Source organism: Cellulomonas persica (genome assembly GCF_007989825.1).
GTDB classification, from domain to species: domain Bacteria; phylum Actinomycetota; class Actinomycetes; order Actinomycetales; family Cellulomonadaceae; genus Cellulomonas; species Cellulomonas persica.
In genome coordinates this window covers 69,407-95,226 of record NZ_BJUA01000002.1, presented here as the reverse complement: position 1 = coordinate 95,226, position 25,820 = coordinate 69,407, and the positions used below count along the sequence as shown (strand labels likewise).

The window sequence follows — 25,820 nt, the reverse complement described above, 5'->3', positions numbered from 1 at the left end:
CGTCACGTCGCGACCGCGACCTCCTCGAGCACCGAGCGGAACGCGCGCACGGCCGGTGACGCCAGTCCGGCGAGCCGCTGCGCGGTGAACACGGTGCGCCGCGGGCCGCCGGCCAGCTCGACGAGACGGCACGTCGTGTCGCGGTCGGTCCACACGAGGTCGGGCATGAGCGCGACCGCGTTCCCGGTCTCGACCAGGCGGATCTGCGCCTGCAGGTCGGCGGTCTCGTAGCGCACGTCGGGCTCGAAGCCCGCCGCACGGCACGTCTGCTCCGCGAAGTGCCGCGAGGCCGCGCCGCGGGGCTCCATGACCCACGGCAGGTCGCGCGCGTCGATGAGCGCCTCCACCGGGCGTCCGTCGCCGGCGCCGCCCGCGATCGGATGGTCGAGCGGCGGCAGCGCGAGGCGGATCGCGTCCGTCGTCAGCTCGTGCCGGTCGAGCCCCGGCAGCCATGCCGCCGCGTGCGCGGGGTACTGCTCGGCCACCACCATGTCGAACTCGCGCGCCCACGTCTCGTGCAGCGCGGTCTCCGGCTCCCGCTGGACCATCTCGACCCGCACCTGCGGGTAGCGCTGGGCGGTGAGCCGCAGCGCGGCGGGCATGAGCGCGAGGGCGGCGGACTGGAAGACGGCGACGCGCACGCGACCGCGGACCTCGGTGAGCGACGCCGCGACCTCCGCCTCGGCGCGCTCGATCGTGTCGAGCAGCTCCCCCGCGGCCGCCACCAGCACCTCGGCCTGCGGCGTGAGCCGCACCCCGCGCCCGGACTTGCGCAGCAGCTCGAGCCCGGTCTCCTTCTCGAGCAGGCTGAGCTGCTGGGACACCGCCGACGGGCTGTAGCTCATGGCCTGCGCGACCGCGGCGAGCGTGCCGCGGATCGAGAGCTCACGCAGCAGGACGAGACGACGCAGGTCGAGCACGGGAGCCTCCACTCATCGTGTCTGGTGATCGTTACTCTGCCAGATCCGTCACCGTTCCTGACCGCTCACGGCGACGCAGCGCGTTCGATACTGGCGGCGTCTCACCGCGACGAGCCCGGTCACCTCGCACGAAGGAGCGCCATGACGGTCCAGCCCAGCCCTGCCGTGCCGGCGGGTGCGCCGGTGCCCGACCCCGACCGCGAGACCGATCGCGAGCCCGATCTCGATCCCGACCGCGCGGCAGCGGGGTCGGCAGGCGCGAGCGACCTCGCGCAGGAGGCGGTCGCACTCGTCGAGCGCTGGCTCGCGGACGCCGCCGGGCACCCGGTCGACGGTTCGGCCGCGCAGCTCGCCGCCGCCCTCAAGGACCCGGACGGCCTGGCGTTCGTCGTCGGCTTCGTCGACGGCGTGATCCGTCCGCAGGACGTGCACGTCGCGGCCGCGGCACTGCGCGACCTGTCCCGCCGGACGCCCGCGTTCCTGTCCCCCGGGTTGCGCGCGCTCGTGCGGTTCGGCGGCGCACTCGCCCCCGTGCTCCCGCACGTCGTCGTGCCCGCCGCCCGGCGCGTGCTGCGCGAGCTCGTCGGCCACCTCGTCATCGACGCGACCGACCGTCGGCTCGGCCGCGCGATCGCTCGCCTGCGCAGGCCCGGCGTCCGCCTCAACGTCAACCTGCTCGGCGAGGCCGTGCTCGGGCGTCGCGAGGCGAGCCGACGCCTCGCCGGGACGATGCGGCTGCTCGCCCGTGACGACGTGGACTACGTCTCGGTCAAGGTCTCGTCGACCGTCGCGCCGCACAACCCGTGGGCGTTCGACGAGACCGTGGCGCACACGGTCGCCGAGCTCCGGCCGCTGTTCCGGCTCGCGGCCGCTTCCCGCACGCGGAAGTTCATCAACCTCGACATGGAGGAGTACAAGGACCTCGACGTCACGCTCGAGGTCTTCATGCGCCTCCTCGACGAGCCGGACCTGCTGCACCTCGAGGCCGGCATCGTGCTGCAGGCGTACCTGCCGGACGCGCTGAGCGCGATGCAGCGGCTCCAGGAGTGGGCCGCCGCGCGCCGTGCGCGGGGCGGTGCGCCGATCAAGGTGCGCCTGGTCAAGGGCGCGAACCTGCCCATGGAGCACGTCGAGGCCGAGCTGCACGGCTGGCCGCTGTCCACCTGGCACACCAAGCGCGAGTCCGACACGCACTACAAGCGCGTCCTGGACTACGCGCTGCACCCCGACCGCGTCCGCAACGTGCGGCTCGGCGTCGCGGGGCACAACCTGTTCGACGTCGCGTACGCGTGGCTGCTCGCCGGCCGACGCGGGGTGCGCGACGCGGTCGAGGTCGAGATGCTCCTGGGCATGGCGCAGGGCCAGGCCGAGGTGGTCCGGCGCGAGGTCGGCGGCCTGCTGCTCTACACGCCCGTGGTCGCTCCGCGCGAGTTCGACGTCGCGATCGCCTACCTGATCCGACGCCTCGAGGAGGGTGCGTCGGCGGAGAACTTCATGTCCGCGGTGTTCGAGCTCGACTCCGACCCGGCGTTGTTCGCACGCGAGCGTGACCGCTTCCTCGCGTCGGTCGCGGCGCTCGACGACGAGGTGCCCGCCCGGCACCGGACACCCGACCGGTACGCGGCCGTCGGCGCGCCTCCGGGCCCGGGGCGGTTCGTCAGCACGCCCGACACCGACCCCGCGGTCCGTGAGCACCGCGCCTGGGCGCGCGACGTGCTCGCGCGGGTTCCGGTCTCGACGCTCGGCTCGGCGACGATCGACGCGGCCTGGTTGCGCTCGTCCGACGGGGTCGACGACGAGGTCGTCCGAGCACGCACGGCCGCGCACGCGTGGGCGGCGCTGCCGGCCGACGAGCGCGCACGCGTGCTGCACCGCGTCGGCGACGTGCTCGAGGCCCACCGCGCCGAGCTCATCGAGGTCATGGCCGCCGAGACGGGCAAGACGCTCGACCAGGGCGACCCCGAAGTCTGCGAGGCGGTCGACTTCGCGCACTACTACGCCGAGCTCGCGCGCGACCTCGAGCACGTGGACGGCGCGCTCTTCACCCCGGCGTCCCTCACGCTCGTGACTCCCCCGTGGAACTTCCCCGTCGCGATCCCCGCCGGGTCGACGCTCGCCGCGCTCGCCACCGGCTCGGCCGTCCTGCTCAAGCCCGCGGGCCAGTCGCAGCGCTGCGGCGCGGTGCTCGCCGAGCTGCTGTGGGAGGCGGGCGTCCCGCGCGACGTGCTCCGTCTCGTGCAGGTCGACGAGGGCACGCTCGGCCGTACGCTCGTCGCCCACCCCGGCATCGACCGGGTGATCCTCACGGGCGCCTACGACACCGCCGCGCTGTTCCGCTCGTTCCGGCCCGACCTGCCGCTGCTCGCCGAGACGAGCGGGAAGAACGCGATCGTCGTGACGCCGAGCGCGGATCTCGACCTCGCGGTCAAGGACGTCGTGACCTCCGCCTTCGGGCACGCGGGGCAGAAGTGCTCGGCGGCGTCGCTCGTCGTGCTCGTCGGCTCCGTCGCGCGCTCCCGCCGGTTCCGCGACCAGCTGCTCGACGCGACCTCGTCGCTCGTCGTCGGCTACCCGCAGGACCCGCGCACCCAGGTCGGACCCGTGATCGAGCCGGCCGCGGGCAAGCTCTTGTCCGGGCTCACCGAGCTCGCGCCCGGCGAACGGTGGGCGCTGGCGCCCCGCCGGCTCGACGACTCCGGCCGCCTGTGGAGCCCTGGCGTGCGCGTGGGCGTGCGACGAGGAGCGCCCGCGCACCTGACCGAGTACTTCGGGCCGGTGCTGTCGGTGATGACCGCCGCCGACCTGGACGAGGCGATCGCGATCGCCAACGACGTCGACTACGGGCTCACCGCGGGTCTGCACTCGCTCGACCGCGCCGAGATCGCGACGTGGCTCGACGGCATCGAGGCCGGGAACCTCTACGTCAACCGCGGGATCACAGGCGCGATCGTGCGCCGCCAGCCGTTCGGCGGCTGGAAGCGCTCGGCTGTCGGACCCGGCGCGAAGGCGGGCGGCCCGAGCTACCTCGACGTGCTCGGCACGTGGCGGACCGCGACCGCGACCGAGGGGCTGGAGGTGACCGACGAGAAGGTCCGCGCGATCGTCGCAGCCGCGCGCGCCGAGCTCACACCCGACGAGGCCGGCACCGTCGAGCGCGGCGCCCGCAGCGACGCCCTCGCGCTCGCGACCCGGTTCGCGCCGCGCGACGTCACCGGCCTGGACGCGGAGCGCGACGTGCTGCGCCACCTGCCCTGCCGCGAACCCGTGCTCGTGCGCCTCGCGGCCGGGCACGGCGCGGCGGCGCTCGCCCGCGTGGTCGCGGCCGCCGCCGCCGCGCGCACGCCGGTCGTCGTCTCGACCGCCGAGGCCCTGCCCCGTGGGCTCGCCGCAGCGGTCGACGCCGCGGCCGCCGCGCTGCACGTCGAGGACGAGAACGCGTGGCTCGAACGGCTGTCCGCGCTCGACGGCGGCCGCGTCCGCCTCCTGGGGGCGACCGCCGGGTCGACGGTCCCCGCGACGCGCGGGCGGCCGGACGTCGCGGTCTGGGACCACGAGGCGACCGAGTCCGGGCGGGTCGAGCTCCTGCCGTTCCTGCGCGAGCAGGCCGTGAGCGCCACGGCGCACCGGTTCGGCACGCAGAACCACCTCACCGACGACGTGCTGCCGTCCGCCTGACCGCTCAGGCGCCCACCGCGGGCGGCGCGCTCGTCGTCGGCGCGCTCGTCGTCGGCGCGTCCGTCGTGGAGGCAGCCGTGGCGGCCGCGAGCGCGGCACCCTCGGACGCGAGCGCGCCCAGGCGGGACAACGCGCGGTAGTACTTCTTGCGGTAGCCGCCGCGCCTCATCTCCTCGGAGAACAACCCGTCGGTCCCGCCGCCGCCCAGCAGCACGGGCACGTCCCGGTCGTAGAGCCGGTCGACGAGCACGACGAGCCGCAGCGCGACGTCCTGCTTGCGCACGCCGTGCACGCCCGTGAGGCCGACGAGCGTGACGCCGTCGAGCAGGGCGCCGTACTTGGACGGGTGGACGGTCGCGAGATGGTCGAGCAGCGCCCCGAAGTCGTCGAGCGTCGCTCCTGCGCGGCCCGCCAGCGCGGCGCGCACGGCGTCGTCGTCCAGCGCCTCACCGTGCTCGACGCTGCGGTGCCGGTAGTCGTCGCCGTCGATCCGCAGCACGTCGAACCGGGCCGCGAGCGCCTGGATCTCGCGGAGGAAGTCGTCGGCGGCGAACCGCCCCTCGCCGAGCGAGCCGGGCAGCGTGTTGGACGTCGCCGCGAGCGCGACGCCGTGGTCGGCGAGCTCGCGCAGCAGCCGGGACATCAGCACGGTGTCGCCGGGGTCGTCGAGCTCGAACTCGTCGATGCACACGAGCCGGTGCGCGGCGAGCGCGTCGACGGTCTGGCGGAACCCGAGCGCGCCGACGAGGTTCGTGTACTCGACGAACGTCCCGAACGCGGCGCGGTGCCCGGCGGCGGTGACCGCGTGCGCGAGCGCGGCGAGCAGGTGGGTCTTGCCGACACCGAACCCGCCATCGAGGTAGACGGCCTCGGGCTGCGTGCGACGACGACGCAGCCACGACGAGCCCGCACCGCGGCCGACGGCCTGCGCCGCGTCGCGCAGCCGCTGCACGGCCGCGGCCTGGCTGGGGTGCACCGGGTCCGGCACGTAGGACTCGAACGACGCGGTCGCGAAGTGGGGCGGCGGCACCAGCTCGGCGACGAGCCGCGCGGGGTCGACCGCAGGCACGCGCGAGGTCAGCGCCGTCGGTCGGGTGGACTGCAGGTCGGTCACGAGGGTCCAGGGTACGTCCACGGGATGGTCGGATCGTCGTCCACATGCCGTCACGCGCATCTCACCATCCGGTCTGGGACTCCCCGAACGGGGGAACCCGTGTGAATCTCGACCCGTGATCTCCTCCGGGTTCGTGCGCGTATGTCGGCCGTGTGCCGGCTCGGCTGCGCGTGCCCGGACGTCCATGTGCATGTGCTGCTGTCTGCGGAGCAACTGACCCCGCCCACGTCCCCCACCCGGGCGCGCGGTCGTGCCCGGACGGAAGACCAGCGCTCGCTCGCTGTGTCCTGGGTGCAGCCGTACGCCATGAACGTCCTGGAGGTAGCGCCTCATGGCGCAGACCCGGATCGCCCCACCCGCTGCACGAGTCGAAGGCCAGTGGGCCTTCGACCAGCGCGAGCCGCTCAACGCCAACGAGGAGCTCAAGCAGGCCGACGACGGCCTGAACGTGCGTCATCGCATCGAGACGGTCTACGCGCAGCAGGGCTTCGACTCGATCCCCGGCGACGACCTGCGCGGCCGGATGCGCTGGTGGGGCCTGTACACGCAGCGTCGGCCCGGGATCGACGGCGGCAAGACCGCCACGCTCGAGCCCCACGAGCTCGAGGACTCGTACTTCATGCTCCGCGTGCGCTGCGACGGCGGGAAGCTCACCCTCGCGCAGCTGCGCACCGTGGCGGGCATCTCACGTGAGTTCGGCCGCGACACCGCCGACATCACCGACCGGCAGAACATCCAGCTGCACTGGATCCGCATCGAGGACGTGCCCGAGATCTGGCGGCGGCTCGAGGGCGTCGGTCTCACCACGCAGGAGGCGTGCGGTGACGTCCCGCGCGTGATCGTCGGCTCGCCCGTCGCGGGCGTCGCGGCCGACGAGATCATCGACGGCACGCCGGCGATCGAGGCCATCCACCGCCTCTACATCGGCGACCCCGCGTTCTCGAACCTGCCGCGCAAGTGGAAGACCGCGATCAGCGGGTCGCCGCACCAGGACGTCGCGCACGAGATCAACGACGTGGCGTTCGTCGGCGTCGTGCACCCCGAGCTCGGACCGGGCTTCGACCTGTGGGTCGGTGGTGCGCTGTCCACCAACCCGATGCTCGGCAAGCGCCTGGGCGCGTTCGTCACGCTCGACCAGGTCCCCGAGGTCTGGGTCGGCGTGACGTCGATCTTCCGCGACTACGGCTACCGGCGGCTGCGCACGCGTGCGCGCCTGAAGTTCCTGCTCGCCGACTGGGGCACCGAGCTGTTCCGCCAGGTCCTCGAGACGGAGTACCTCGGGTACGCGCTGCCCGACGGGCCCGAGCCGGCGCCGCCGCCCACCGGCCGCCGCGACCACGTCGGCGTGCACCCGCAGAAGGACGGCCGGTTCTACATCGGTGCCGCGCCCACGGTGGGCCGCGTCTCGGGTCCGATCCTGGACGCCGTCGCCGACCTGGTCGAGGCAGCGGGCTCCGACCGCGTCCAGCTCACGAGCGAGCAGAAGCTCGTGATCCTCGACGTCGCCGCCGACGACGTCGACGCCGTCGTGGACGGCCTCGAGGCCCTCGGTCTGCAGGTCCGCAACCCGTCGACGTTCCGGCGCGGCACGCTCGCGTGCACCGGCATCGAGTTCTGCAAGCTGGCGATCGTCGAGACCAAGGCGCGTGCGACGGCCCTCGTCGGGGAGCTCGAGAAGCGCCTGCCGACGTTCGACCAGCCCATCACGATCAACGTCAACGGCTGCCCCAACTCGTGCGCGCGCATCCAGACGGCCGACATCGGCCTCAAGGGCGCGCTCGCGCAGGGCGAGGAGGGTTACCAGGTCCACCTCGGAGGCGGGCTCGGCCTGACCGTCGGGCTCGGCAAGACCCTGCGCGGCCTGCGCGTGCCGGCCTCCGAGCTCGAAAACTACGTCGAGCGCGTGACCCGCAGGTTCGACGAGCAGCGCCTCGAGGGCGAGCTGTTCGCGCAGTGGGTCCAGCGCGCGGCCGAGGAGGACCTGCGATGAGCACGTCCGAGGGCCGCGCGGTGCCGTACTACTGCCCGTTCTGCGCGAGCGAGGACCTGTGGCCGGTGGGCGAGACCCACGGCCAGTGGGAGTGCCGGTCGTGCGCCCGTACCTTCGCGCTGCGCTTCGTCGGCCTGACGACACCCGGAGGTGACCGATGAGCACGTCGACCCCCACCGCCGCCGACCTGACCGACGACGAGCTGCGCGCGCTCGCCGAGCGGGCCGGCTCGGAGCTCGAGGGTGCGCACCCGCGCGAGATCATCGCGTGGGCGGCGCGCACGTTCGGCCCCGACCTGGTGCTCGCGTCGTCGATGGGCGACGAGGTGCTCGTGCACCTCGCGGCGGCCACGGCACCCGGCATCGAGGTGATCTTCCTCGACACCGGCTACCACTTCGCCGAGACCATCGGGACGCGCGACTACTACGCCGACTTCACCGCGATCCACCTGACGACGATCCTGCCGCTGCGCACGGTCGCCGAGCAGGACGCCGAGCACGGACCACGCCTGCACGACCGCGACCCGAACCTGTGCTGCGCGCTGCGCAAGGTCGAGCCGCTGGAGCGCGGCCTCGCGCCGTACCGCGCGTGGATCACCGGCATGCGCCGCGAGGACGCGCCCACCCGCACGGACATCGCCGTCGTGGGGTGGGACACCCGGCGCAACAAGGTCAAGCTCAACCCCCTCGCCGCCTGGTCGCAGGCCGACGTCGACGCGTACGTCGAGGCCGAGGGCGTGGTCCTCAACCCTCTGCGCCAGTCGGGGTACGCCTCGATCGGGTGCGCCCCCTGCACGCGCGCCGTCGCCCCGGGTGAGGACCCGCGGGCGGGGCGCTGGTCCGGTACCTCCAAGACGGAATGCGGTCTGCACACATGACGACGACGCTCGGCGCCCCGTCCCCCACGTCGGCACCCACCCGCACGCAGTCCCCCTCGTCGGGACCGCATGCGGCCGGGCCCGGCCGGCTCACGCAGCTCGACGCCCTCGAGTCCGAGGCGATCCACGTCATGCGTGAGGTCGCCGGCGAGTTCGAGCGGCCCGTGCTGCTGTTCTCCGGCGGCAAGGACTCGATCGTCATGCTGCACCTGGCCCGCAAGGCGTTCTGGCCCGCCACCGTGCCGTTCACGCTGCTGCACGTCGACACGGGGCACAACTTCCCCGAGGTGCTCGCCTACCGCGACGCGACCGTCGCGCAGCACGGGTTGCGGCTCGTGGTCGCGCACGTGCAGGACGCGATCGACGACGGCCGCGTGCACGAGCGGCCGGACGGCTCCCGCAACCCGCTGCAGACCGTCCCGCTCCTCGACGCCATCACGTCGCACCGGTTCGACGCCGTGTTCGGCGGCGGGCGCCGCGACGAGGAGAAGGCGCGCGCCAAGGAGCGCGTGTTCTCCCTGCGCGACGAGTTCGGTCAGTGGGACCCGCGGCGGCAGCGACCCGAGCTGTGGGACCTGTACAACGGCCGCCACAAGCCCGGCGAGCACGTGCGCGTGTTCCCGCTGTCCAACTGGACCGAGCTCGACGTGTGGCGCTACATCGAGCGCGAGGGCATCGCTCTCCCCGAGATCTACTACGCGCACGAGCGCGAGGTGTTCTCCCGCGACGGCATGTGGCTGGCCCCGGGCGACTGGGGCGGCCCGCGCGCGGGCGAGACGCTCGAGACCCGCACGGTGCGCTACCGCACGGTGGGCGACATGAGCTGCACGGGCGCGGTCGAGTCGACCGCGACCACGGTGGCGGATGTGATCGCGGAGGTCGCGGCGAGCCGGCTCACCGAGCGCGGCGCGACGCGGGCGGACGACCGGGCCTCCGAGGCCGCCATGGAGGACCGCAAGCGGGAGGGCTACTTCTGATGCCCGCCGCCTCCGGACCCACCCTGACGAACGACGAGACGAGACCCGTGACGACGTCCCCCGCCCCCGCCTCCCCCGCTCCGGCCGAGACTGCTCCGCCCGGTACCGCGCTGTCCGGCACCACGCTGTCCGGCACCGCGCTGTCGGACGGTGCCGCCGAGCACGCCTCGCGCGAGCTGCTGCGCCTGGCGACCGCAGGCTCGGTCGACGACGGCAAGTCCACCCTCATCGGCCGTCTGCTCTACGACACGAAGTCGGTCCTCGCGGACCAGCTGTCGGCCGTCGAGCGCGCGACCGCGGCGCGCGGCGCGGCCGAGGGCGAGGTCGACCTGGCGCTGCTCACCGACGGCCTGCGCGCCGAGCGTGAGCAGGGCATCACGATCGACGTCGCCTACCGGTACTTCTCCACGGCACGGCGCGCGTTCGTCCTGGCGGACACGCCAGGCCACGTGCAGTACACGCGCAACATGGTCACGGGCGCCTCGACGGCCCAGCTCGCGATCGTGCTGGTCGACGCACGCAAGGGCGTGCTCGAGCAGACGCGCCGGCACGCGACCGTCGCGGCGCTGCTCGGCGTCCCGCACGTGCTGCTCGCGGTGAACAAGATGGACCTCGTCGACTTCGACGAGGCCACGTTCCGCACCATCGCGGACGACTTCGCGGCGTACGCGGCCGGGCTCGGACTGCCGGACGTGCTCGCGGTGCCGGTCTCGGCGCTCACCGGCGACAACGTCGTCGACCGCTCGACGCGCACGCCGTGGTACGACGGCCCGACGCTCCTCGAGCACCTCGAGACCGTCCCGGTCTCCGACCTGCGCGCCGACGACGAGCTGCGGCTACCCGTGCAGCTCGTCATCCGACCGCGGACCGCGGAGCACCCGGACTACCGCGGGTACGCGGGCCGGATCACCTCCGGCACGGTCCGCGTCGGCGACCAGGTCACGGTGCTGCCGTCAGGCCGGACGAGCGTCGTGACGGGCATCGACGAGTTCGCGGGGCCACTCGAGAGCGCCGCCGCGGGCCGCTCGGTGACCGTGCGCCTCGCCGACGAGCTCGACATCTCGCGCGGCGACGTCCTGGTCCCGGCGGGCGCGCGCACGACGCTCGGCCAGGACCTCGTCGGGACCGTGTGCTGGCTCTCGGAGCGACGCTCGGTCCTGGGCGCGCGCCTGCTCGTACGCATCGGGACGCGGACCGTGCGCGCACTGCTCCGCGAGGTCGACGCGCGTCTCGACGTGGACACGCAGACCGTCGAGCTGGTCAGCGGCGTCGACACGAGGTACGCGCTCGACGCGACCGACACGTCGTCGGACGCGGCCCCGTCGGCTCTCGGGCTCAACGCGATCGGACGTGTGCGCGTGCGGCTCGCCGAGCCCGTCCTGCTGGACGACTACGCCGCGCACCGGGGCACGGGCGCGTTCCTGCTCGTCGACCCGTCCGACGGCACGACCCTGGCGGCGGGCATGGTCGGGCCGACCCTGCTCGACCGGCTCGCACCGACGGCCGAGGGCGAGTCCGACACCGACTGGCTCGCGGGCGCCGGCATCTGATGCACGCGCTCTTCCTGGACGTGCGCGGGCGACGGGTCGTCGTGGTCGGCGGCGGCCCGGTCGCGGCGCGCCGCACCGCGCGACTCGTCGACGACGGCGCGGACGTCCTCGTCGTGGCGCCGGACGTGTGCGAGGACCTCGCGGCCCTCGTCGCGTCGGGCGCCGTGCAGCACGAGCAGCGCGACTACGCCGACGGCGACCTCGACGGCGCGTGGCTCGTGCACACCGCGACCGGGGTGCGCACGATCGACGACCGCGTCGCCGCCGACGCCGAGGCGGCGCGCGTGTGGTGCGTCCGCGCCGACGACGCCGCGCGCTCGTCCGCGTGGAGCCCCGCGGTCGCGCGAGCCGGTGACGTCGACGTCGCCGTGACAGCGGGCGGCGACCCGCGCCGCGCCGCACGCCTGCGGTCGGCGATCGCGGTGCTGCTCGACACCGCGGGGCTCCCGCTACGGCACCACCGGCCGCCCGCCCGCGGCAGCGTCACGCTCGTCGGCGGCGGTCCGGGCGACCCGGGCCTCATCACGACGAAGGGCCGGCGTGCGCTCGCCGAGGCCGACGTCGTGGTCGTGGACCGGCTCGCGCCGCGCGAGCTGCTCGACGACCTCGACGAGGACGTCGAGGTCGTCGAGGCCGGCAAGGCGCCGCACGCGCACACGCTCACGCAGACCGAGATCAACGCGGTGCTCGTCGAGCGTGCGCGCGCAGGCAAGCGCGTCGTGCGGCTCAAGGGCGGCGACCCGTACGTGCTCGGGCGCGGTGGCGAGGAGGTGCAGGCGTGCGTCGCCGCGGGCGTACCGGTCACCGTCGTCCCCGGCGTCACGAGCGCGATCGCCGTTCCCGGTGCCGCCGGGATCCCCGTCACGCACCGCGGACTGTCCAGGCAGGTGACGATCCTGTCGGCGCACGACTCGACGCCGCACTGGCCTGACCTCGCACGGCTCGACGGGACCCTGGTCCTGCTCATGGGCGTGGCGCGGCTCGGCGAGTACGCGGCCGCCCTCGTCGCGCACGGTCGCGACGAGGCGACTCCCGTCGCGGTCGTGGAGAACGGGACGCTCCCGGGCCAGCGCACGACCGTCGGCACGCTCGCGACGATCGCGGGGCTCGCCCGCGCCCGCGGCGTGACCAACCCGGCCGTGATCGTCGTCGGTGACGTCGCCGCGCTGGCGGACGTCCCGTAGGAGCTGCCGTGCTCGCCCCGCCCGCCGTCCTGGACGGCACCGACCTGGACACGACCGGGCTGCACAGAACCGAGCTGCACAGAACCGAGCTGCACAAAGCCCAGTTGCACACGACCGACCTGCACGGCGCCGACGAGCCGTGCGACGTACGGTCGGAGCCATGACCGCCCCGACGCTCGACGTGCTGCTCCCCCGCTCCGAGTCGGCGCCGCGCCGGTTCGAGCCCCGCGCGGACGAGGCCGAGCTCGTGGCGTTCGTCGACGAGCGCCCGGCGGACACCACGCAGCACACCGGACCGACCCTCGTGGTGCGCGCGAACATGATCGCGACGCTGGACGGAGCGGCCACCGGCCCGGACCACGTGACGGGATCCATCAACGGGGCGGCCGACCTGCGGGTCTTCGAGTCGCTGCGCGTGCTCGCCGACGTCGTGCTCGTCGGGGCCGGCACGGTGCGCCAGGAGCGGTACGGGACGCTCGACCTGCCCGCGCCGCTCGCACGGACGCGCCGCGCGCTCGGCCGCCCGGCGCCGCCCGAGCTCGCGGTCGTGACGCGCTCGGGAGACCTCCCGGACGCGCTGCTCGACGCGCCGCGCCCCCCGCTCGTCGTGACGATCGCGACCAACCCGCGCCTGGGGGCGCTGCGCGAGCGCATCGGGACCGACCGCGTCGTCGTCGCCGGTGAGGTCGAGGTCGACCTCGTCGTGATGCTGCGCGCGCTCGTCGACCGCGGCCTGACCAGCGTCCTGGCCGAGGGCGGACCGTCGCTGCTGGCCGAGCTGGTGGCGCGGGACCTGGTCGACGAGCTGTTCCTCACGTGGTCGCCGACGGTGGCCGGCGGCCCCGCGCCGCGGATCCTCGACGGCGCGCCCTGGCTGCGACCGCCGCGCGAGGCGACACTGCTGCACCTGTTGCACGCCGACGGGGTGCTGCTGGGACGCTGGGGTGTCCGCGCCCCGGCGAGGCACGAGTCGAACTAGGCTCGCGACGTGACCGACACGATCCTGGTCCTCATCGAGGACACCCTCGCACCCGTCGACGTCCAGCACCTGCTCGCGCTGCACGAGGGCGAACAGCTCGCGTACCACGTGCTCGTGCCCGCGGACTCCGACCGGCCGCTGCTTCCGACCATCGTCGACAACCTCGGGCTCGGCGACCTCAAGGACGCGCTGGCGCGGCTGCGGGGCAAGGAGCCGACCTTGACCGAGGCGAAGGCCACCGCCTCCGAGCAGCTCGCGGCGACCCTGGCCGAGTTCGCCGCCGCGGGTCGCAGCGCCACGGGCGAGATCGTCGACGACGACCCGCTGCCCGCGCTGCGCCAGGCGGCCGTCGACCGCGAGGCGCGCGAGGTCGCGATCATCACGTACCCGCACGCATGGCTCGACACGTTCCACCAGGACTGGGCCTCGCGCGCCCGCGAGACGCTCGAGCTCCCGGTCCTGCACCTGTACTCGGGGACGTCCGAGCTCGGCTGACCGCGTCACGTCCCCTGCACGCGACGAGGGCCCGGCGGGATCGTCCCGTCGGGCCCTCGTGCTGTCGGTCGGGCGGCGCCACGCCCGCGACGAGCGCTCCGCCTAGAAGCCGGTGTCCGTCGGCTCGGGGTACCACCGGCGGAACTTGCGGATCTGGTTGACCGCCGCCGCGAGCACGTAGAACCGGCGCCGCGGCGACAGGTCCCGCTCGTACCGCAGCGGGTGGGCTGTCGCGCGGGACTTGATGAGCCGGCGGACACGGGCCGCGAGCTGCGGGTCCCGCACGTACCTGAGCAGCAGCCGGTGCGGCAGGATCGAGTAGAGCACCTCGCGCTCGACGACGACCGGCTCGACGGCCCGCCCCTCGACGCGGTCCTCGACGACGAACCGCACCGGGTTCGCGCCCGCCGCCGTGACGTAGTAGTTGTTGCGGCCGATGCGCGGGTTGACCTCGAAGAACCGGAACTGCCCGGTGCGCGGGTCGACCTTGACGTCGAAGTTGGCGAACCCGACGTAGCCGGTGCTCGTGAGGAAGCGGTGCGCCTGCTCGAGCATCGCGTCGTCGCGGTATGTGATCATCGCGGCCGGGTTGCCCAGGCCCGAGGGCGTGTGCTCCTCGAGCAGCACGTGCGCGCAGCACGAGAGCGTCACGACGCCGTGCTGGTCCACGTACGCCGTGACGGACCGCATCTGCGTGTCGTCACCGGGGACGAGCTCCTGCACGACGAAGCGTCCGACGAACCCGGCCCCGCGCAGCGAGCGCCACAGTGCGGCGAGCTCGGCCGGCGACTGGATCTCGAAGACCTTCTTCTTGCCCTCGAACTCCACGTCCTGGTAGTCGGCGCTGCTGGCGGCCTTGGCGATCAGCGGGTACTCGAGGTCGACGGGGACGTCGGGCTCGCCGGCGCCGAAGCCCTGCACGATCGTGCGCGGCACGGAGATGTCGAGCTCGGCGCAGATCTCGGCGAACGTCGCCTTGTCGCTGATCCGGGCGAGCAGGTCGGCGGACAGGAACGGCACGGCGTAGAACGGCTCGAGCTCGTCCCGGTGCTCCACGACGACCCGCACGAGCCAGTCGGAGTTCGCCATGAGCAGCAGGCGTCGGTCCGCCAGGCCCCGCGCCACCTCGAGCAGGCGGTCGACCAGCTGACGCGGGTCGTGACCGTCAGTGACGATCTCGTGCCGCACGATCGACGAGTGCTGCACGGGTCCCAGCGCCGCGCCCGCGACGACGACCGAGGTCACGCCGTACTGCTCGTGGAACGAGCGGGCGAGTGCGTAGACGCCGATGTCGGCCCCGAGGATGACCGGCTGGAGCGCGCGCGCCTCCAGCCGGTCGTCCTGCGGCGTGCCTGCGGCGCCGAGCGGCTGCGTCACGCGTCCTGCTCGGTGCGGTCGCCCGACCACAGGGTGTGGAACGAGCCGTCGCGGTCGGTGCGTCGGTAGGTGTGGGCACCGAAGAAGTCGCGCTGCGCCTGGATCAGCGCCGCGGGCAGACGCTCGGCCCGCACGCCGTCGTAGTACGCGAGCGACGAGGAGAACGCGGGCGTGGGCACGCCGTGCAGCGCGGCGCCCGCCACGATCCGGCGCCAGGCGGCGACCCCGGCACCGACCGCCTGCGTGAAGTACTCGTCGGCGAGCAGCAGCGGCAGGTGCGCGTCACGCTCGTAGGCCTCGGTGATGCGGTTGAGGAACCGCGCGCGGATGATGCAGCCGCCGCGCCAGATCCGCGCCATCGCGCCGCGGTCGATGTCCCAGCCGAACTCGGCCGAGGCGGCCGCGATCTGGTCGAAGCCCTGCGAGTACGCGACCACCTTCGAGGCGTACAGCGCCAGGCGCACGTCCTCGACGAACGCGTCCCGGTCCTCGACCGCCCACGGCGCGGTGTCCGCGACCAGGGTGCTGCGCGCGGCCTCGCGCTGCGCGACACCGCCGGACAGGGCCCGGGCGAACGTCGCCTCGGCGATGCCCGTGATCGGGACGCCCAGATCGAGACCGTTCTGGACGGTCCAGCGCCCGGTGCCCTTCTGCTCGGCCTGGTCCAGGACGACGTCGACGAACGCGGAACCCGTCGCGGCGTCCACGTGCTGCAGCACGTCGGCCGTGATCTCGATGAGGAACGACTCGAGGTCGCCCGTGTTCCACTGCGCGAAGATCTCGCCGATCTCCGCCGCGGACGCGCCGAGGCCCTGCTTGAGGAGGTCGTACGCCTCCGCGATGAGCTGCATGTCGGCGTACTCGATGCCGTTGTGCACCATCTTCACGAAGTGGCCCGCGCCGTCGGGGCCGACGTAGGTGCAGCACGGCACGCCGTCGACCTTCGCCGCGATCTTCTCGAGGATGGGGCCGAGCGACTCGTACGACTCGCGCGTGCCGCCGGGCATGATCGAGGGGCCGAGCAGCGCACCCTCCTCACCGCCCGAGACGCCCGAGCCGACGAAGTGCAGGCCGTGGGCGCGCAGCGCGTTCTCGCGGCGGATCGTGTCCGGGAAGTGCGCGTTGCCCGCGTCGACGACGATGTCGCCCGGCTCGAGGAGCGGGACGAGCTCGTCGATCACCGCGTCGGTCGGGCCGCCCGCCTTGACCATGATCACGACCTTGCGCGGCCGCTCGAGCGAGGCGACGAAGTCGGCGAGCGACTCCGACGGGACGAACGTGCCCTCGTCGCCGTGGTCGGCGACCAGCGACTGCGTCTTCGCGAACGACCGGTTGTGCACCGCGACCGTGAAGCCGCTGCGGGCGAAGTTGCGCGCCAGGTTGCGGCCCATGACCGCCAGCCCCGTCACACCGATCTGCGCGATCCCGACCTGACCGCCGGGGGCGTTGTCGACCATGCTGCGTGGTGCTCCTTCGGTTGTCGCCGCGGCAGGCGGGCTGGCTCGACCCGCGACCGTCGTGCAGGCGCGCACACCGTGCGCCCTGGACGAGCGAGGGACCGACGCCACGAACCCGTGGCTCCTGCCGGATGTCATGGACCCGGCCGTGCGGGCCGGGAGAGGTGCCGCCTCAGCCTAGTGCGCCCGCGCACCCGCCCCGGTGTGCCGATCACGGGGCAAGACTGCTCACGCGAGCGTCGTCGCCGCCGAGAGGTCCGCTCGCACCGCAGCGGTGATCGACGCGTCGGCGCCGCACCTCGCCTCGACCAGCGCCAGGGCGGCCCGCTCGGCCGACGCGACCGCGGCGCGCACCGTGTCCTCGACGAGTCGCGCGAGCGACGCGGGGCGTAGCGCGTACGCACGCTCGGCGAGCCGCAGCCGGACCAGGCGCCCGCGGGCGTCGACGAGCACGTCCACCTCCCCGCGTGGCGAGGTGGCCGCGCCGCGCAGCGCGTCGACCTCGTCGCGCAGCGACTCCAGGTCCCGCGCGTGCTGGTGCGCGCGGGCGACCTGCGCCGCGAACCGCTCCTCGGCCCCGTCGACCCAGTCCGCTCCGGGCGCCACCGGCGGGGCCGACGGTGGGACGGCGCCGCCGCCCACGCGCGTCGTGGCGGGGCCCGCCGTCGCCGCGGAGGCGGGCGAGGGTGCGGGGGCGGAACCGCGTGCAGGCCCGCCGAGGCCGGCGGGCGGGGTCGCACCGCCCGCCGTACTCAGGAGGGCGCCCGCCCCGGCCCGCGCATGCGCTGCGGACCCGTCCTGCGGCGACCTGCTCGAACCCGTCCCCGCACCAGGGCCGCCCGGTAGGCGACCGGGCACGAACCCTCCGGTGGTCGAGCGGCCGGTCCCGGCACCGCCTCGGTCGGCTCGCCCGCGTCGCGCGCCGTCCGCGTCGCTCGTCGTCCTCGTGGTCATGGCTCTCCCCCGCCTCTGCCCTGCCGTCGTCGCCCTGGTGAGGGGCGTGAGCGGACCGTAGCGAGCGTGCCGCGTCCCGCGTGCGCGTCCTCCACAGGCGCCCGGCGCGCCGCGCGCCCTGCGGGCGACGGTGTTGCCTACGCTCGGCAACCATGAGCCCCGCCGGTCCTGAGGACGTGCCTGCCGAGTTCGTGCAGGCCCTGCGCTCGCTGCGCACGGTCACGGTGCGGCCGGAGGTCGTCCTCGACGAGGTGCCCGGCCCCGCCCGGATCGCGCCGTACTCGGCCGCACTGACCGCCGAGGTGCGCACCGCACGACGGTCCGTCTCCGCCGCCGAGCTCGCCTCGGGGCGGTTCGTCGTCCTCTACGACCCCGCGGGCCAGGAGGCCTGGGACGGCCGGTTCCGCCTCGTGACCCTCGTCCGGGCGACCCTCGAGGCCGAGGTCGGCGCGGACCCGCTGCTCGCCGAGGTCGCCTGGAGCTGGTTCCTGGACGCCCTGTCGAGCGTCGGCCTCGACGCGCACGCGGCGGGCGGGACCGTCACGCGCGTGCTGTCGCAGAGCTTCGGCGCGCTCGACGTGCGCGCCGAGCAGACCGAGCTCGAGATCCGGGCGTCGTGGACCGCGCCCGACCCGGACCTGCGCGACCACCTGCGTGCGTGGGAGGCGCTGCTGTGCGCCGCGGCGGGGCTGCCCCCGCTGCCCGACGGCGTCGTCCCGCTCGGTCCCCGCCACTGACGACGTGCCCGGACGGCGGGCTCGCTCGCCGTCCGGGCACGCCGGTGGGCCGGCGCCGGCACCACAGCGAGGCGACGAGACGCTGACGAGCTGTCGTCTTCGTCCTGGCGGGGCTCAAGTCCCCGGCCGAGCCTGCCGATCAGCAGGTCGTGACCATCGAGCCGCTGCGCCGCGCGCCCGCCGCCCGCACCTCCGCCACGTCGGCGGCACCGGGTGCGGCACGGCCCGCTGCGGCTCATCACATGTGCGTCGTGGTGACCGAGCTCGCGGACGGCGACGGCACGACGCTCGTGCAGAACCTGCGCCGCCGCGGCAACCAGCGTGTCGTGGTGCTGACCCGCCGGGCGAGCCGTTCGGAGCTGTGCACGCTGCTCGCGGGCGGGCTGCGAGGAGCGGTCGCCAGCAGCACCGCACCGTCGCTCACGCGCACGCCGGTCGCGCCTCCCCCCGCACCGCCGCTGCCCGAGCTGACGTCGCGCGAGCTCAGCGTCCTCAGGCTCGTCGCGCAGGGCCGCAGCAACCGCCTCATCGGCGAGGAGCTCGGCCTGTCGGCGCTCACCGTCAAGAGCCACCTGGCGCGGATCTCGCGCAAGTTCGGCACGGGCGACCGCGCGCACCTCGTCGCGATGTCGTTCCGCGGCGGCCTGCTCGACTGACGTCGCCCCCGCGGTGTGACGCACGAGGCGTCCGCGGCCTGGGCGCGGCCTGCACGAGGTGCGGGCCGTTGTCGCCTACGGTTGGTTTCATGCGACCTGTGGACGACGAGCGCGCACCGGGCGTCGTCCCGTCGGACGACGTGGCTGACGCGCTCGGCACCGAGGTGCAGGCCGACGTCCCCCCGCCGGTCGTCCCGCTGACCGAGCCGGCCGAGGGCATCCCGGCGGTCGTCGACACGCCCGAGGCGCTCGCCGCCGTGGTGGAGGCGTTCGGTGCGGCGACGGGGCCCGTCGCGGTCGACGCCGAGCGCGCGTCCGGGTACCGGTACGGCCAGCGCACCTACCTGGTGCAGCTGCGCCGCGAGGGCGCGGGCACCGCCCTCATCGACCCGGTCGCGCTGCCCGACCTGTCCGCCCTCTCCGACGCGCTCGTCGGCGTCGAGTGGGTGCTGCACGCGGCGTCGCAGGACCTGCCGGGGCTGACCGAGCAGGGCATGGTCCCGACGCGCGTCTTCGACACCGAGCTCGCGGCTCGCCTGCTCGGCATGGAGCGTGTGGGTCTCGCGGCGGTCGTCGCCGACACGCTCGGCCTCGGCCTGGCCAAGGAGCACTCCGCCGTCGACTGGTCGACCCGTCCGCTGCCGACCGAGTGGCTGCGGTACGCGGCGCTCGACGTCGAGGTGCTCGTCGAGGTGCGCGAGGTGCTCGCCGAGCGGCTCGCGGTCGAGGGCAAGGCCGAGTGGGCCGCCCAGGAGTTCGAGGCGGTCCGGACCGCTCCCCCGCCGGCACCGCGCGTCGAGCCGTGGCGCCGCGTGTCCGGCCTGCACGCCGTGCGCGACGCGCGTCGTCTCGCGGTCGTCCGCGAGCTGTGGGTGACGCGCGACCAGAACGCGCGCCAGCGCGACGTGTCGCCCGGGCGGGTGCTGCCCGACGCCGCGATCGTCGCCGCCGCCCAGGCGCTGCCGCGTTCCGTGCCCCAGCTGACCGCGCTCCCGGCCTTCTCCGGCAAGGGGACGCGCCGCCGTGCGGTGCTGTGGCAGTCCGCGATCGACCGTGGCCTCGCGCTGGCGGACTCCGAGCTGCCGTCGGTGCGCGGGCCGAAGAGCGACGCCCCGCCGCCGCCGCGCGCGTGGGCCGACCGCGACCCGGCCGCTGCCGCACGCCTGGCCGCCGCGCGCGACGTGGTCGCGAGCCTGTCGACGCAGCACAACGTCCCGGTGGAGAACATCCTGCAGCCGGACCTGCTGCGGCGGCTGTGCTGGACGCCTCCGGACGCGCTCGACGCGACGACGATCGCCGAGCACCTGGCCGCCGGTGCCGCACGTCCGTGGCAGGTCGAGCTCGTGGCCGGCCCGCTCGCGGCGGCGTTCGCCTCCCTCGACGGCTGATCGCGAAGCCTCGTCTCGTAGCAGGGCTCGACGACTGAGCTCGCACGCCGGGCTCGACGACTGAGCTCGAGGCCCGAGCCCCGCCGGCGCGCCTCGAGGCGGCTCTCCCGCTGCAGGTCAGCGGATGTTACTCTCGGGTAACTTCGGCCCCTGTGGGTCGTAAGTCCCAGGCTCTGCGCATCATGGCGCAGGGCCCGGACCAGCACAGCACTCCCCGGTCCCGCCCGACCGTACGGACACCGTCGTCCCCAGGAGGCCCGATGCCCGCCGCCACCCGTGCTCGTCGCACCGTCTTCGTCGACGGGGTCCGCACCCCGTTCGGTCGCGCCCGTCCCGACGGGTTGTACGCGCACACACGTGCCGACGACCTCGTCGTCAAGACCGTGCGCGAGCTCCTGCGCCGTCACCCGCAGCTGCCACCCGACCGCGTCGACGAGGTCGCGATCGCGGCGACCACCCAGCAGGGCGACCAGGGGCTGACGCTCGGTCGCACGGTCGCGATGCTCGCGGGGCTCCCGACGACCGTGCCGGGCTACGCGATCGACCGCATGTGCGCGGGCGCGATGACCGCCGTGACCACCGTCGCGGGGGCGATCGCGGTCGGCTCGGTCGACGTCGCCCTCGCCGGCGGGGTCGAGCACATGGGCCGGCACCCGATGGGGTTCGACGCCGAGCCCAACCCGCGGTTCCTCGCCGAACGGCTCGTCGCCGCCGACGCCCTCAACATGGGCGTGACCGCCGAGAACCTGCACGACCGCTTCCCCGCGCTCACGCGTGAGCGGGCCGACGCGTACGGCGCCGCCAGCCAGCGCAAGTACGCCGAGGCCCTGGCAGCCGGCAAGGTCGAGCCCGACCTCGTGCCCGTCGCGACGCGCGACCCCGAGCGCGGCTGGGGCCTGGCCACCGCCGACGAGCCGCCGCGCCCCGGCACGACGGTCGAGGCGATCGCCGGCCTGCCGACCCCGTTCCGGCCGGGCGGGCGGGTCACGGCGGGCACCGCCGCCCCGCTCACCGACGGCGCCGCGTCGTGCCTGCTCGCCGCCGAGGACACCGCGGCCGAGCTCGGGCTGCCCGTGGCCATGCGCCTCGTGCAGTTCGCCTACGCGGGGGTCGAGCCGGAGATCATGGGCGTCGGCCCGGTGCCGGCCACGCGTCGTGCGCTCGAGCGGGCCGGCCTGACGATCGACGACATCGGCCTGTTCGAGGTCAACGAGGCGTTCGCCGTGCAGGTGCTCGCGTTCCTCGACGCGTTCGGCATCGCCGACGACGACCCGCGCGTCAACGAGTACGGCGGCGCGATCGCGGTCGGCCACCCGCTGGCGTCGTCGGGCGTGCGCCTCATGACCCAGCTCGCGCGCCAGTTCGCCGAGCACCCCGAGGTCCGCTACGGCCTGACGACGATGTGCGTCGGTCTCGGCCAGGGCGGGACCGTCGTCTGGGAGAACCCGCACCACGCCGACTACGTGCCGACGACCGACGAGGAGGCCGCCCGATGAGCGCCGACGCGACGACCAGGACCACGACCAGCACCGTCGAGCAGGGCGACGAGCGACCTGCGGCCCGCCCCGAGCGCGTCTCGCACGCGCTGGCCCGCGACGTGACGCTGCCGGGCGGTGCGGGCACGCTCGTGCTGGTGACGATCGACAACGGCCTGGACCACACCAAGCCGACGACGCTCGGACCGCAGGGCATGGCCGAGCTCGTCGCGACGCTCACCACCGTCCGGGACCGCGTGGGCGACGGCGAGGTGCAGGCCGTGGCGGTGACCGGCAAGCCGTACTTCCTCGCGGCGGGTGCGGACCTCACGCAGGTCGCGGGGATCACGTCGCGCGACGAGGCCCTCGAGCTCGGCCGGCAGGGGCACGTGGCCTACGGCCTGCTGCAGGACATGGGCGTACCCACGTTCGCGTTCGTCAACGGCGTCGCGCTGGGTGGCGGCCTCGAGCTCGCGCTCAACTGCCGCTACCGGACCGTTGCCGCGGACGTGCGCGCGCTCGCGCTCCCCGAGACCGGCCTCGGCCTCGTGCCCGGCTGGGGCGGCGCGTACGTCGTGCCGCGCCTCGTGGGGGTGCAGGCCGCGCTCGACGTCATCCTGACCCGCCCGGCCGCGAACAAGCCGTTCACGGCGCAGCAGGCCGCGCAGATCGGCCTCGTCGACGTCGTGCTGGACACCGCGGACTTCCTGGAGGAGTCGATCCGCTGGGCAGCCCGCGTGGTCACGGGCGAGCTGGTCGTCGAGCGTCGTCCGCTGGACGACGAGGCGACGTGGCGGGCCGTGACCGACGCGGCACGCGAGCGCCTCGACGCGACGGTCGCCGGCTCACGTCCCGCGCCCTACCGTGCGCTCGACCTCGTCGCGGCGGCCCGCACGGCGTCGCGCGACGAGGCGTTCGCGGCCGAGGACGAGGCCCTCGCGGACCTCATCATGTCCGACGAGATGCGCGCGAGCGTCTACGCGTTCGGGCTCGTCTCGGCGGGCAAGCGCCCCGTCGGAGCGCCCGACACCGCGCTCGCGCGGCCGGTGACGCGCGTCGGGATCGTCGGTGCGGGGCTCATGGCCGCGCAGATCGCGCTGCTGTTCGCCCAGCGGCTCGGCGTGCCGGTCGTGATGCGCGATCTCGACGACGAGCGTGTGGCCAAGGGCCTCGACGCGGTCCGGGCCGGGGTCGAGCGCCAGACCGCCTCCGGGCGGATGTCCGGGTCGACGGCCGCACGCCTGCTCGGCTCGATCCACGGGACGACGCGCCTCGAGGACCTTGCGGGGTGCGACTTCGTCATCGAGGCGGTCACCGAGGTGCTCTCGCTCAAGAAGCGCGTGTTCGCCGAGGTCGAGCAGGTCGTCTCGTCCGACGCGATCCTGGCGACGAACACCTCGGCGCTGTCCGTCACGCAGATGGCGGCCGACCTGCAGCACCCGGAGCGGGTCGTGGGCCTGCACTTCTTCAACCCGGTCGCGGCGATGCCGCTCGTCGAGGTGATCCACGCCGAGCGCACGTCGACCGAGGCGCTGGCCACGGGCGTCGCGGTCGCGAGCAGGCTGCGCAAGACGGCGGTGCTGTGCGCGGACCGTCCGGGCTTCGTCGTGAACCGACTGCTCGTCCTGCTGCTCGGCGTGATCGTGGACGCCGTGGAGAAGGGCACGCCGGTCGAGGTCGCCGACCGCGCGCTGCGGCCGCTCGGTCTGCCGATGCCGCCGTTCGAGCTGTTCGACCTCGTCGGGCCCGCCGTCGGCCTGCACGTGCTCACGTCGCTGCGCGAGGATCTCGGCGAGCGGTTCCCGCGCTCGCCCGGCCTGACCCGACTCGTCGAGGACGGCACGCGTGTCGTGCTGCCGGCGCCCGCCAAGGGGCTGCCGAAGCCGGTCGACCCCGCGATCCAGGCGACCTTCGACGCGCACCGCGAGACCGCGCCGCTCGACCCGCCGCTCGACGAGGCGGGTGTCCTCGACGCGGTGCTCACCGCGCTCACGGTCGAGGTCGGGCACATGCTCGACGAGGGCGTCGTCGCCACGCCGCAGCAGATCGACCTGTGCATGATCCTCGGCGCGGGCTGGGGCTTCCACCTGGGTGGCCTGACGCCCTACCTGGACCGCACCGGGTACAGCGAGCGGGTCCTCGGGCACCGGCTGCTGCCCGACGGGGTCGCCAACGTGCCGGCCACCTGAGCGGGGACGGAACCGGCACAGGCAGCGGGTCACGGGCCGGCCGCCTCGACGACGCCACCGCGGCACGTCGGGGCGGCCGCCTGCACCACCAGGACCTCCGAGACGTGACAAGGTGTGCGCATGCAGTGGCCTGAGCTGACGTTCGTCGGGAACCTCGACCCTCGCGCCGCGATCGGTGCGACCCGTCTCCTGGCCGGGCTGGTCGCCTGGCCCGAGATCACGCAGCGCTGGAACGACGAGTCCGCGTGCGCGGGCATGACCGTCGGCGCGCTCACGTGGCACCTCGTCAACCAGCCCCAGCGCATCGTCGAGACGCTGCTCGCGCACGACCGGTCGGACTCGCGCCTGTCCGAGCCCATCACCGTCTCGGAGCACTACGCGCAGGCGCTGTGGATCCAGCAGGACCTCGAAGGGCCCGCCAACCGCGGCGTACGCGAGCGGGGCGAGGAGCAGGCCGCGGCCGGCCCGCGCGCTGCCGCGACGGCCGCTCAGGACGCGCTCGCGCGCCTCGACGCGGTGCTCACGACCGCGCCCCCGGTCGTCGTCGTCCCGTGGACGGGCGCGGCGCTCGCGATCGAGGACTTCGTCGCGACCCGGCTCCTGGAGATCGTCGTCCACTCCGACGACCTCGCCGCGAGCCTGGGCGTCCCCGTGCCGCAGTTCCCGCACGAGGTGCTGTCCCCCGTGCTCACGCTGCTGACGGACACCGCGCTGCGCCGCCACGGCCAGGACGCGCTCGTGCGGACGCTCAGCCGGCCGCAGCGCGCGCCGATCTCGATCAGCGCGTTCTAGGGGCTGCTCGCCAGGCGCAGGCCGGAAGCCCGGTCAGAAGACGCGCAGCCCGCGGGCTCGGAACTGGCCGCGCACGCGCTCGACGAGCTCGGGGCTCGGCGGCTTGGTGTCGGCGAGCTCGTAGCGCATGCCGAGCTCGGCCCACTTGTCCTGGCCCATCTGGTGGAAGGGCAGCACCTCGACGCGCGTGACGCACTCGCCGAGCGACGCGACGTACTCGGCGACCGCGTCGACGTTGTCCTCGGCGTCGGTGAGACCCGGGACGAGCACGAACCGGACCCAGACCTCGGTGTCGCCGTGCGCCGCCAGGCGCCGGCCGAACTGGAGCGTGGGCTCGAGGTCGCGGCCGGTGACCTTCTTGTAGGTCTCCGGGTCGCCCGACTTCACGTCGAGCAGGACCAGGTCGATGTCGTCGAGCATCTCGTCGGTGCAGTGCGCACCGAGGTTGCCCGACGTGTCGATCGCGGTGTGCACGTCCATGGCCTTGGCGCCGCGCAGCAGCCGCCGCACGTACGCGGGCTGCATGAGCGGCTCACCGCCGGAGATCGTCAGGCCGCCGCCGGTGGCCTTCATGACCCCGCGGTAGCGCTTGACCTTCGAGAGGATCTCGTCGGAGGTGACGTCGGTGCCCCGACGCATCTCCATGGTGTCGGGGTTGTGGCAGTACAGGCAGCGCAGCGGGCACCCCGACAGGAACACCGTCATGCGCGTCCCGGGCCCGTCGACCGCGGTCACGAGCTCCCAGGAGTGCACCGAGCCGACCTCGCCCGCGCGCACCGCGGCGAGCTTGGCCGAGCGGTCGTCGGTCTCGGCGACCTCGAGACCCTCGGTGCCGGCACCCTGCGCGCGCCCGAGGGCGCCGCCGACGAGCGGCAGGCCGAGCTCGACGACCGGGGCGCCGACCTGCGTGGTGCTCGTGCTCATCGTCGGCTCCTCTCGTCGTTCTCGGGTGGCGGTTGCGGTGCGTGGCGGGCGTTCGACCCGCCCCGGTGAGGGACCGCGACCTCGCGGTGCGGCCCCTCACCCGGGCGTCG

At 74.4% G+C, this 25,820-nt stretch carries 22 protein-coding genes; 16 read left to right on the top strand and 6 right to left on the bottom strand.

The features are described from left to right. Positions 1 to 2: 2 nt before the first annotated feature. The gene (locus CPE01_RS02230) at positions 3 to 920 is read right to left on the bottom strand and encodes a LysR family transcriptional regulator (RefSeq protein ID WP_146805251.1); all 918 of its coding nucleotides are present in this window, start codon (positions 918 to 920) and stop codon (positions 3 to 5) included. A 141-nt stretch (positions 921 to 1,061) separates the two neighbouring features. Here CPE01_RS02230 and CPE01_RS02225 point away from each other — a divergent pair, with 141 nt between their 5' ends. Further along, on the top strand, positions 1,062 to 4,595 hold the full coding sequence (locus tag CPE01_RS02225; RefSeq protein WP_146805024.1) for a bifunctional proline dehydrogenase/L-glutamate gamma-semialdehyde dehydrogenase: 3,534 nt from the start codon (positions 1,062 to 1,064) through the stop codon (positions 4,593 to 4,595). Positions 4,596 to 4,599: 4 nt separating this feature from the next. Here the strand turns inward: CPE01_RS02225 and zapE are convergent, their stop codons facing one another. After that, positions 4,600 to 5,709: a cell division protein ZapE gene (gene zapE / locus CPE01_RS02220; RefSeq protein ID WP_371861969.1), complete on the bottom strand. Its 1,110-nt coding sequence runs from the start codon at positions 5,707 to 5,709 to the stop codon at positions 4,600 to 4,602. A 331-nt stretch (positions 5,710 to 6,040) separates the two neighbouring features. On the opposite strand from zapE, the gene CPE01_RS02215 reads away from it, so the two are divergent. The 9 genes from CPE01_RS02215 to CPE01_RS02185 all read left to right on the top strand — a co-directional run bounded on the left by CPE01_RS02215 (position 6,041) and on the right by CPE01_RS02185 (position 13,761). Continuing rightward, positions 6,041 to 7,699, top strand: a complete 1,659-nt coding sequence (locus CPE01_RS02215) for a nitrite/sulfite reductase (protein WP_146805022.1) — start codon at positions 6,041 to 6,043, stop codon at positions 7,697 to 7,699. Then, the gene (locus tag CPE01_RS16295) at positions 7,696 to 7,860 is read left to right on the top strand and encodes a hypothetical protein (RefSeq protein ID WP_186811372.1); all 165 of its coding nucleotides are present in this window, start codon (positions 7,696 to 7,698) and stop codon (positions 7,858 to 7,860) included. Before CPE01_RS02215 ends, CPE01_RS16295 begins: the two co-directional genes overlap by 4 nt. After that, on the top strand, positions 7,857 to 8,576 hold the full coding sequence (locus CPE01_RS02210; RefSeq protein WP_146805021.1) for a phosphoadenylyl-sulfate reductase: 720 nt from the start codon (positions 7,857 to 7,859) through the stop codon (positions 8,574 to 8,576). Before CPE01_RS16295 ends, CPE01_RS02210 begins: the two co-directional genes overlap by 4 nt. Beyond that, a complete protein-coding gene (gene cysD, locus CPE01_RS02205) occupies positions 8,573 to 9,553 on the top strand; it encodes a sulfate adenylyltransferase subunit CysD (protein WP_146805020.1) in 981 nt (326 codons plus the stop codon). Before CPE01_RS02210 ends, cysD begins: the two co-directional genes overlap by 4 nt. Before the next feature lie 110 nt (positions 9,554 to 9,663). Next, entirely contained in the window at positions 9,664 to 11,103 is a 1,440-nt protein-coding gene (locus CPE01_RS02200; protein WP_443092623.1) for a sulfate adenylyltransferase subunit 1, read from the top strand. Beyond that, positions 11,103 to 12,287, top strand: coding sequence for a uroporphyrinogen-III C-methyltransferase (gene cobA, locus CPE01_RS02195; protein ID WP_146805018.1), 1,185 nt, complete (start codon positions 11,103 to 11,105; stop codon positions 12,285 to 12,287). The genes CPE01_RS02200 and cobA overlap by 1 nt, the downstream gene beginning before the upstream one ends. Before the next feature lie 8 nt (positions 12,288 to 12,295). Continuing rightward, positions 12,296 to 12,451: a hypothetical protein gene (locus CPE01_RS16290; RefSeq protein WP_186811371.1), complete on the top strand. Its 156-nt coding sequence runs from the start codon at positions 12,296 to 12,298 to the stop codon at positions 12,449 to 12,451. Continuing rightward, positions 12,448 to 13,266: a dihydrofolate reductase family protein gene (locus tag CPE01_RS02190; protein ID WP_146805017.1), complete on the top strand. Its 819-nt coding sequence runs from the start codon at positions 12,448 to 12,450 to the stop codon at positions 13,264 to 13,266. Before CPE01_RS16290 ends, CPE01_RS02190 begins: the two co-directional genes overlap by 4 nt. 9 nt (positions 13,267 to 13,275) lie before the next feature. Then, the gene (locus CPE01_RS02185; protein WP_146805016.1) at positions 13,276 to 13,761 is read left to right on the top strand and encodes a hypothetical protein; all 486 of its coding nucleotides are present in this window, start codon (positions 13,276 to 13,278) and stop codon (positions 13,759 to 13,761) included. 102 nt (positions 13,762 to 13,863) lie between these two features. On the opposite strand, the gene CPE01_RS02180 is transcribed toward CPE01_RS02185, so the two are convergent. From CPE01_RS02180 to CPE01_RS16285, 3 genes are all read right to left on the bottom strand, one after another. Then, entirely contained in the window at positions 13,864 to 15,138 is a 1,275-nt protein-coding gene (locus tag CPE01_RS02180; RefSeq protein ID WP_246783679.1) for a carboxylate--amine ligase, read from the bottom strand. Further along, positions 15,135 to 16,595 carry an NADP-dependent phosphogluconate dehydrogenase gene (gene gnd / locus CPE01_RS02175; protein WP_146805015.1) on the bottom strand — a complete coding sequence of 487 codons (1,461 nt, stop codon included), beginning with the start codon at positions 16,593 to 16,595 and terminating at the stop codon, positions 15,135 to 15,137. Before gnd ends, CPE01_RS02180 begins: the two co-directional genes overlap by 4 nt. Before the next feature lie 228 nt (positions 16,596 to 16,823). After that, positions 16,824 to 17,201, bottom strand: coding sequence for a YbaB/EbfC family nucleoid-associated protein (locus CPE01_RS16285; protein ID WP_186811370.1), 378 nt, complete (start codon positions 17,199 to 17,201; stop codon positions 16,824 to 16,826). 500 nt (positions 17,202 to 17,701) lie between these two features. Here CPE01_RS16285 and CPE01_RS02165 point away from each other — a divergent pair, with 500 nt between their 5' ends. From CPE01_RS02165 to CPE01_RS02140, 6 genes are all read left to right on the top strand, one after another. Further along, positions 17,702 to 18,286 carry a DUF3000 domain-containing protein gene (locus CPE01_RS02165; RefSeq protein ID WP_146805013.1) on the top strand — a complete coding sequence of 195 codons (585 nt, stop codon included), beginning with the start codon at positions 17,702 to 17,704 and terminating at the stop codon, positions 18,284 to 18,286. A gap of 149 nt (positions 18,287 to 18,435) precedes the next feature. After that, the gene (locus CPE01_RS16995; RefSeq protein ID WP_246783678.1) at positions 18,436 to 18,942 is read left to right on the top strand and encodes a response regulator transcription factor; all 507 of its coding nucleotides are present in this window, start codon (positions 18,436 to 18,438) and stop codon (positions 18,940 to 18,942) included. An 89-nt stretch (positions 18,943 to 19,031) separates the two neighbouring features. Then, on the top strand, positions 19,032 to 20,330 hold the full coding sequence (locus CPE01_RS02155) for an HRDC domain-containing protein (protein ID WP_146805012.1): 1,299 nt from the start codon (positions 19,032 to 19,034) through the stop codon (positions 20,328 to 20,330). Between the two features lie 260 nt (positions 20,331 to 20,590). After that, positions 20,591 to 21,826, top strand: a complete 1,236-nt coding sequence (locus CPE01_RS02150) for a thiolase family protein (protein WP_146805011.1) — start codon at positions 20,591 to 20,593, stop codon at positions 21,824 to 21,826. Beyond that, positions 21,823 to 23,994, top strand: coding sequence for a 3-hydroxyacyl-CoA dehydrogenase NAD-binding domain-containing protein (locus CPE01_RS02145; RefSeq protein WP_146805010.1), 2,172 nt, complete (start codon positions 21,823 to 21,825; stop codon positions 23,992 to 23,994). The genes CPE01_RS02150 and CPE01_RS02145 overlap by 4 nt, the downstream gene beginning before the upstream one ends. A 120-nt stretch (positions 23,995 to 24,114) precedes the next feature. Beyond that, entirely contained in the window at positions 24,115 to 24,786 is a 672-nt protein-coding gene (locus tag CPE01_RS02140; protein ID WP_246783677.1) for a maleylpyruvate isomerase N-terminal domain-containing protein, read from the top strand. Between the two features lie 33 nt (positions 24,787 to 24,819). Here the strand turns inward: CPE01_RS02140 and pflA are convergent, their stop codons facing one another. After that, complete coding sequence (pflA, locus tag CPE01_RS02135; RefSeq protein WP_146805008.1) at positions 24,820 to 25,710, bottom strand: pyruvate formate-lyase-activating protein; 891 nt, start codon at positions 25,708 to 25,710, stop codon at positions 24,820 to 24,822. Between the last annotated feature and the right edge of the window lie 110 nt (positions 25,711 to 25,820).

What these genes read in the sequence shown, in the direction of transcription:
- CPE01_RS02225 (WP_146805024.1), top strand. Translation starts at nt 1,062, where the DNA reads ATGACGGTCCAGCCCAGCCCTGCCGTGCCGGCGGGTGCGCCGGTGCCC.
- CPE01_RS02165 (WP_146805013.1), top strand. Translation starts at nt 17,702, where the DNA reads ATGAGCCCCGCCGGTCCTGAGGACGTGCCTGCCGAGTTCGTGCAGGCC.
- CPE01_RS02190 (WP_146805017.1), top strand. Translation starts at nt 12,448, where the DNA reads ATGACCGCCCCGACGCTCGACGTGCTGCTCCCCCGCTCCGAGTCGGCG.
- gnd (WP_146805015.1), bottom strand. Translation starts at nt 16,595, where the DNA reads ATGGTCGACAACGCCCCCGGCGGTCAGGTCGGGATCGCGCAGATCGGT.
- CPE01_RS02215 (WP_146805022.1), top strand. Translation starts at nt 6,041, where the DNA reads ATGGCGCAGACCCGGATCGCCCCACCCGCTGCACGAGTCGAAGGCCAG.
- CPE01_RS02155 (WP_146805012.1), top strand. Translation starts at nt 19,032, where the DNA reads ATGCGACCTGTGGACGACGAGCGCGCACCGGGCGTCGTCCCGTCGGAC.
- pflA (WP_146805008.1), bottom strand. Translation starts at nt 25,710, where the DNA reads ATGAGCACGAGCACCACGCAGGTCGGCGCCCCGGTCGTCGAGCTCGGC.
- CPE01_RS02210 (WP_146805021.1), top strand. Translation starts at nt 7,857, where the DNA reads ATGAGCACGTCGACCCCCACCGCCGCCGACCTGACCGACGACGAGCTG.
- cobA (WP_146805018.1), top strand. Translation starts at nt 11,103, where the DNA reads ATGCACGCGCTCTTCCTGGACGTGCGCGGGCGACGGGTCGTCGTGGTC.
- CPE01_RS02145 (WP_146805010.1), top strand. Translation starts at nt 21,823, where the DNA reads ATGAGCGCCGACGCGACGACCAGGACCACGACCAGCACCGTCGAGCAG.
- cysD (WP_146805020.1), top strand. Translation starts at nt 8,573, where the DNA reads ATGACGACGACGCTCGGCGCCCCGTCCCCCACGTCGGCACCCACCCGC.
- CPE01_RS16295 (WP_186811372.1), top strand. Translation starts at nt 7,696, where the DNA reads ATGAGCACGTCCGAGGGCCGCGCGGTGCCGTACTACTGCCCGTTCTGC.
- CPE01_RS02140 (WP_246783677.1), top strand. Translation starts at nt 24,115, where the DNA reads ATGCAGTGGCCTGAGCTGACGTTCGTCGGGAACCTCGACCCTCGCGCC.
- CPE01_RS02150 (WP_146805011.1), top strand. Translation starts at nt 20,591, where the DNA reads ATGCCCGCCGCCACCCGTGCTCGTCGCACCGTCTTCGTCGACGGGGTC.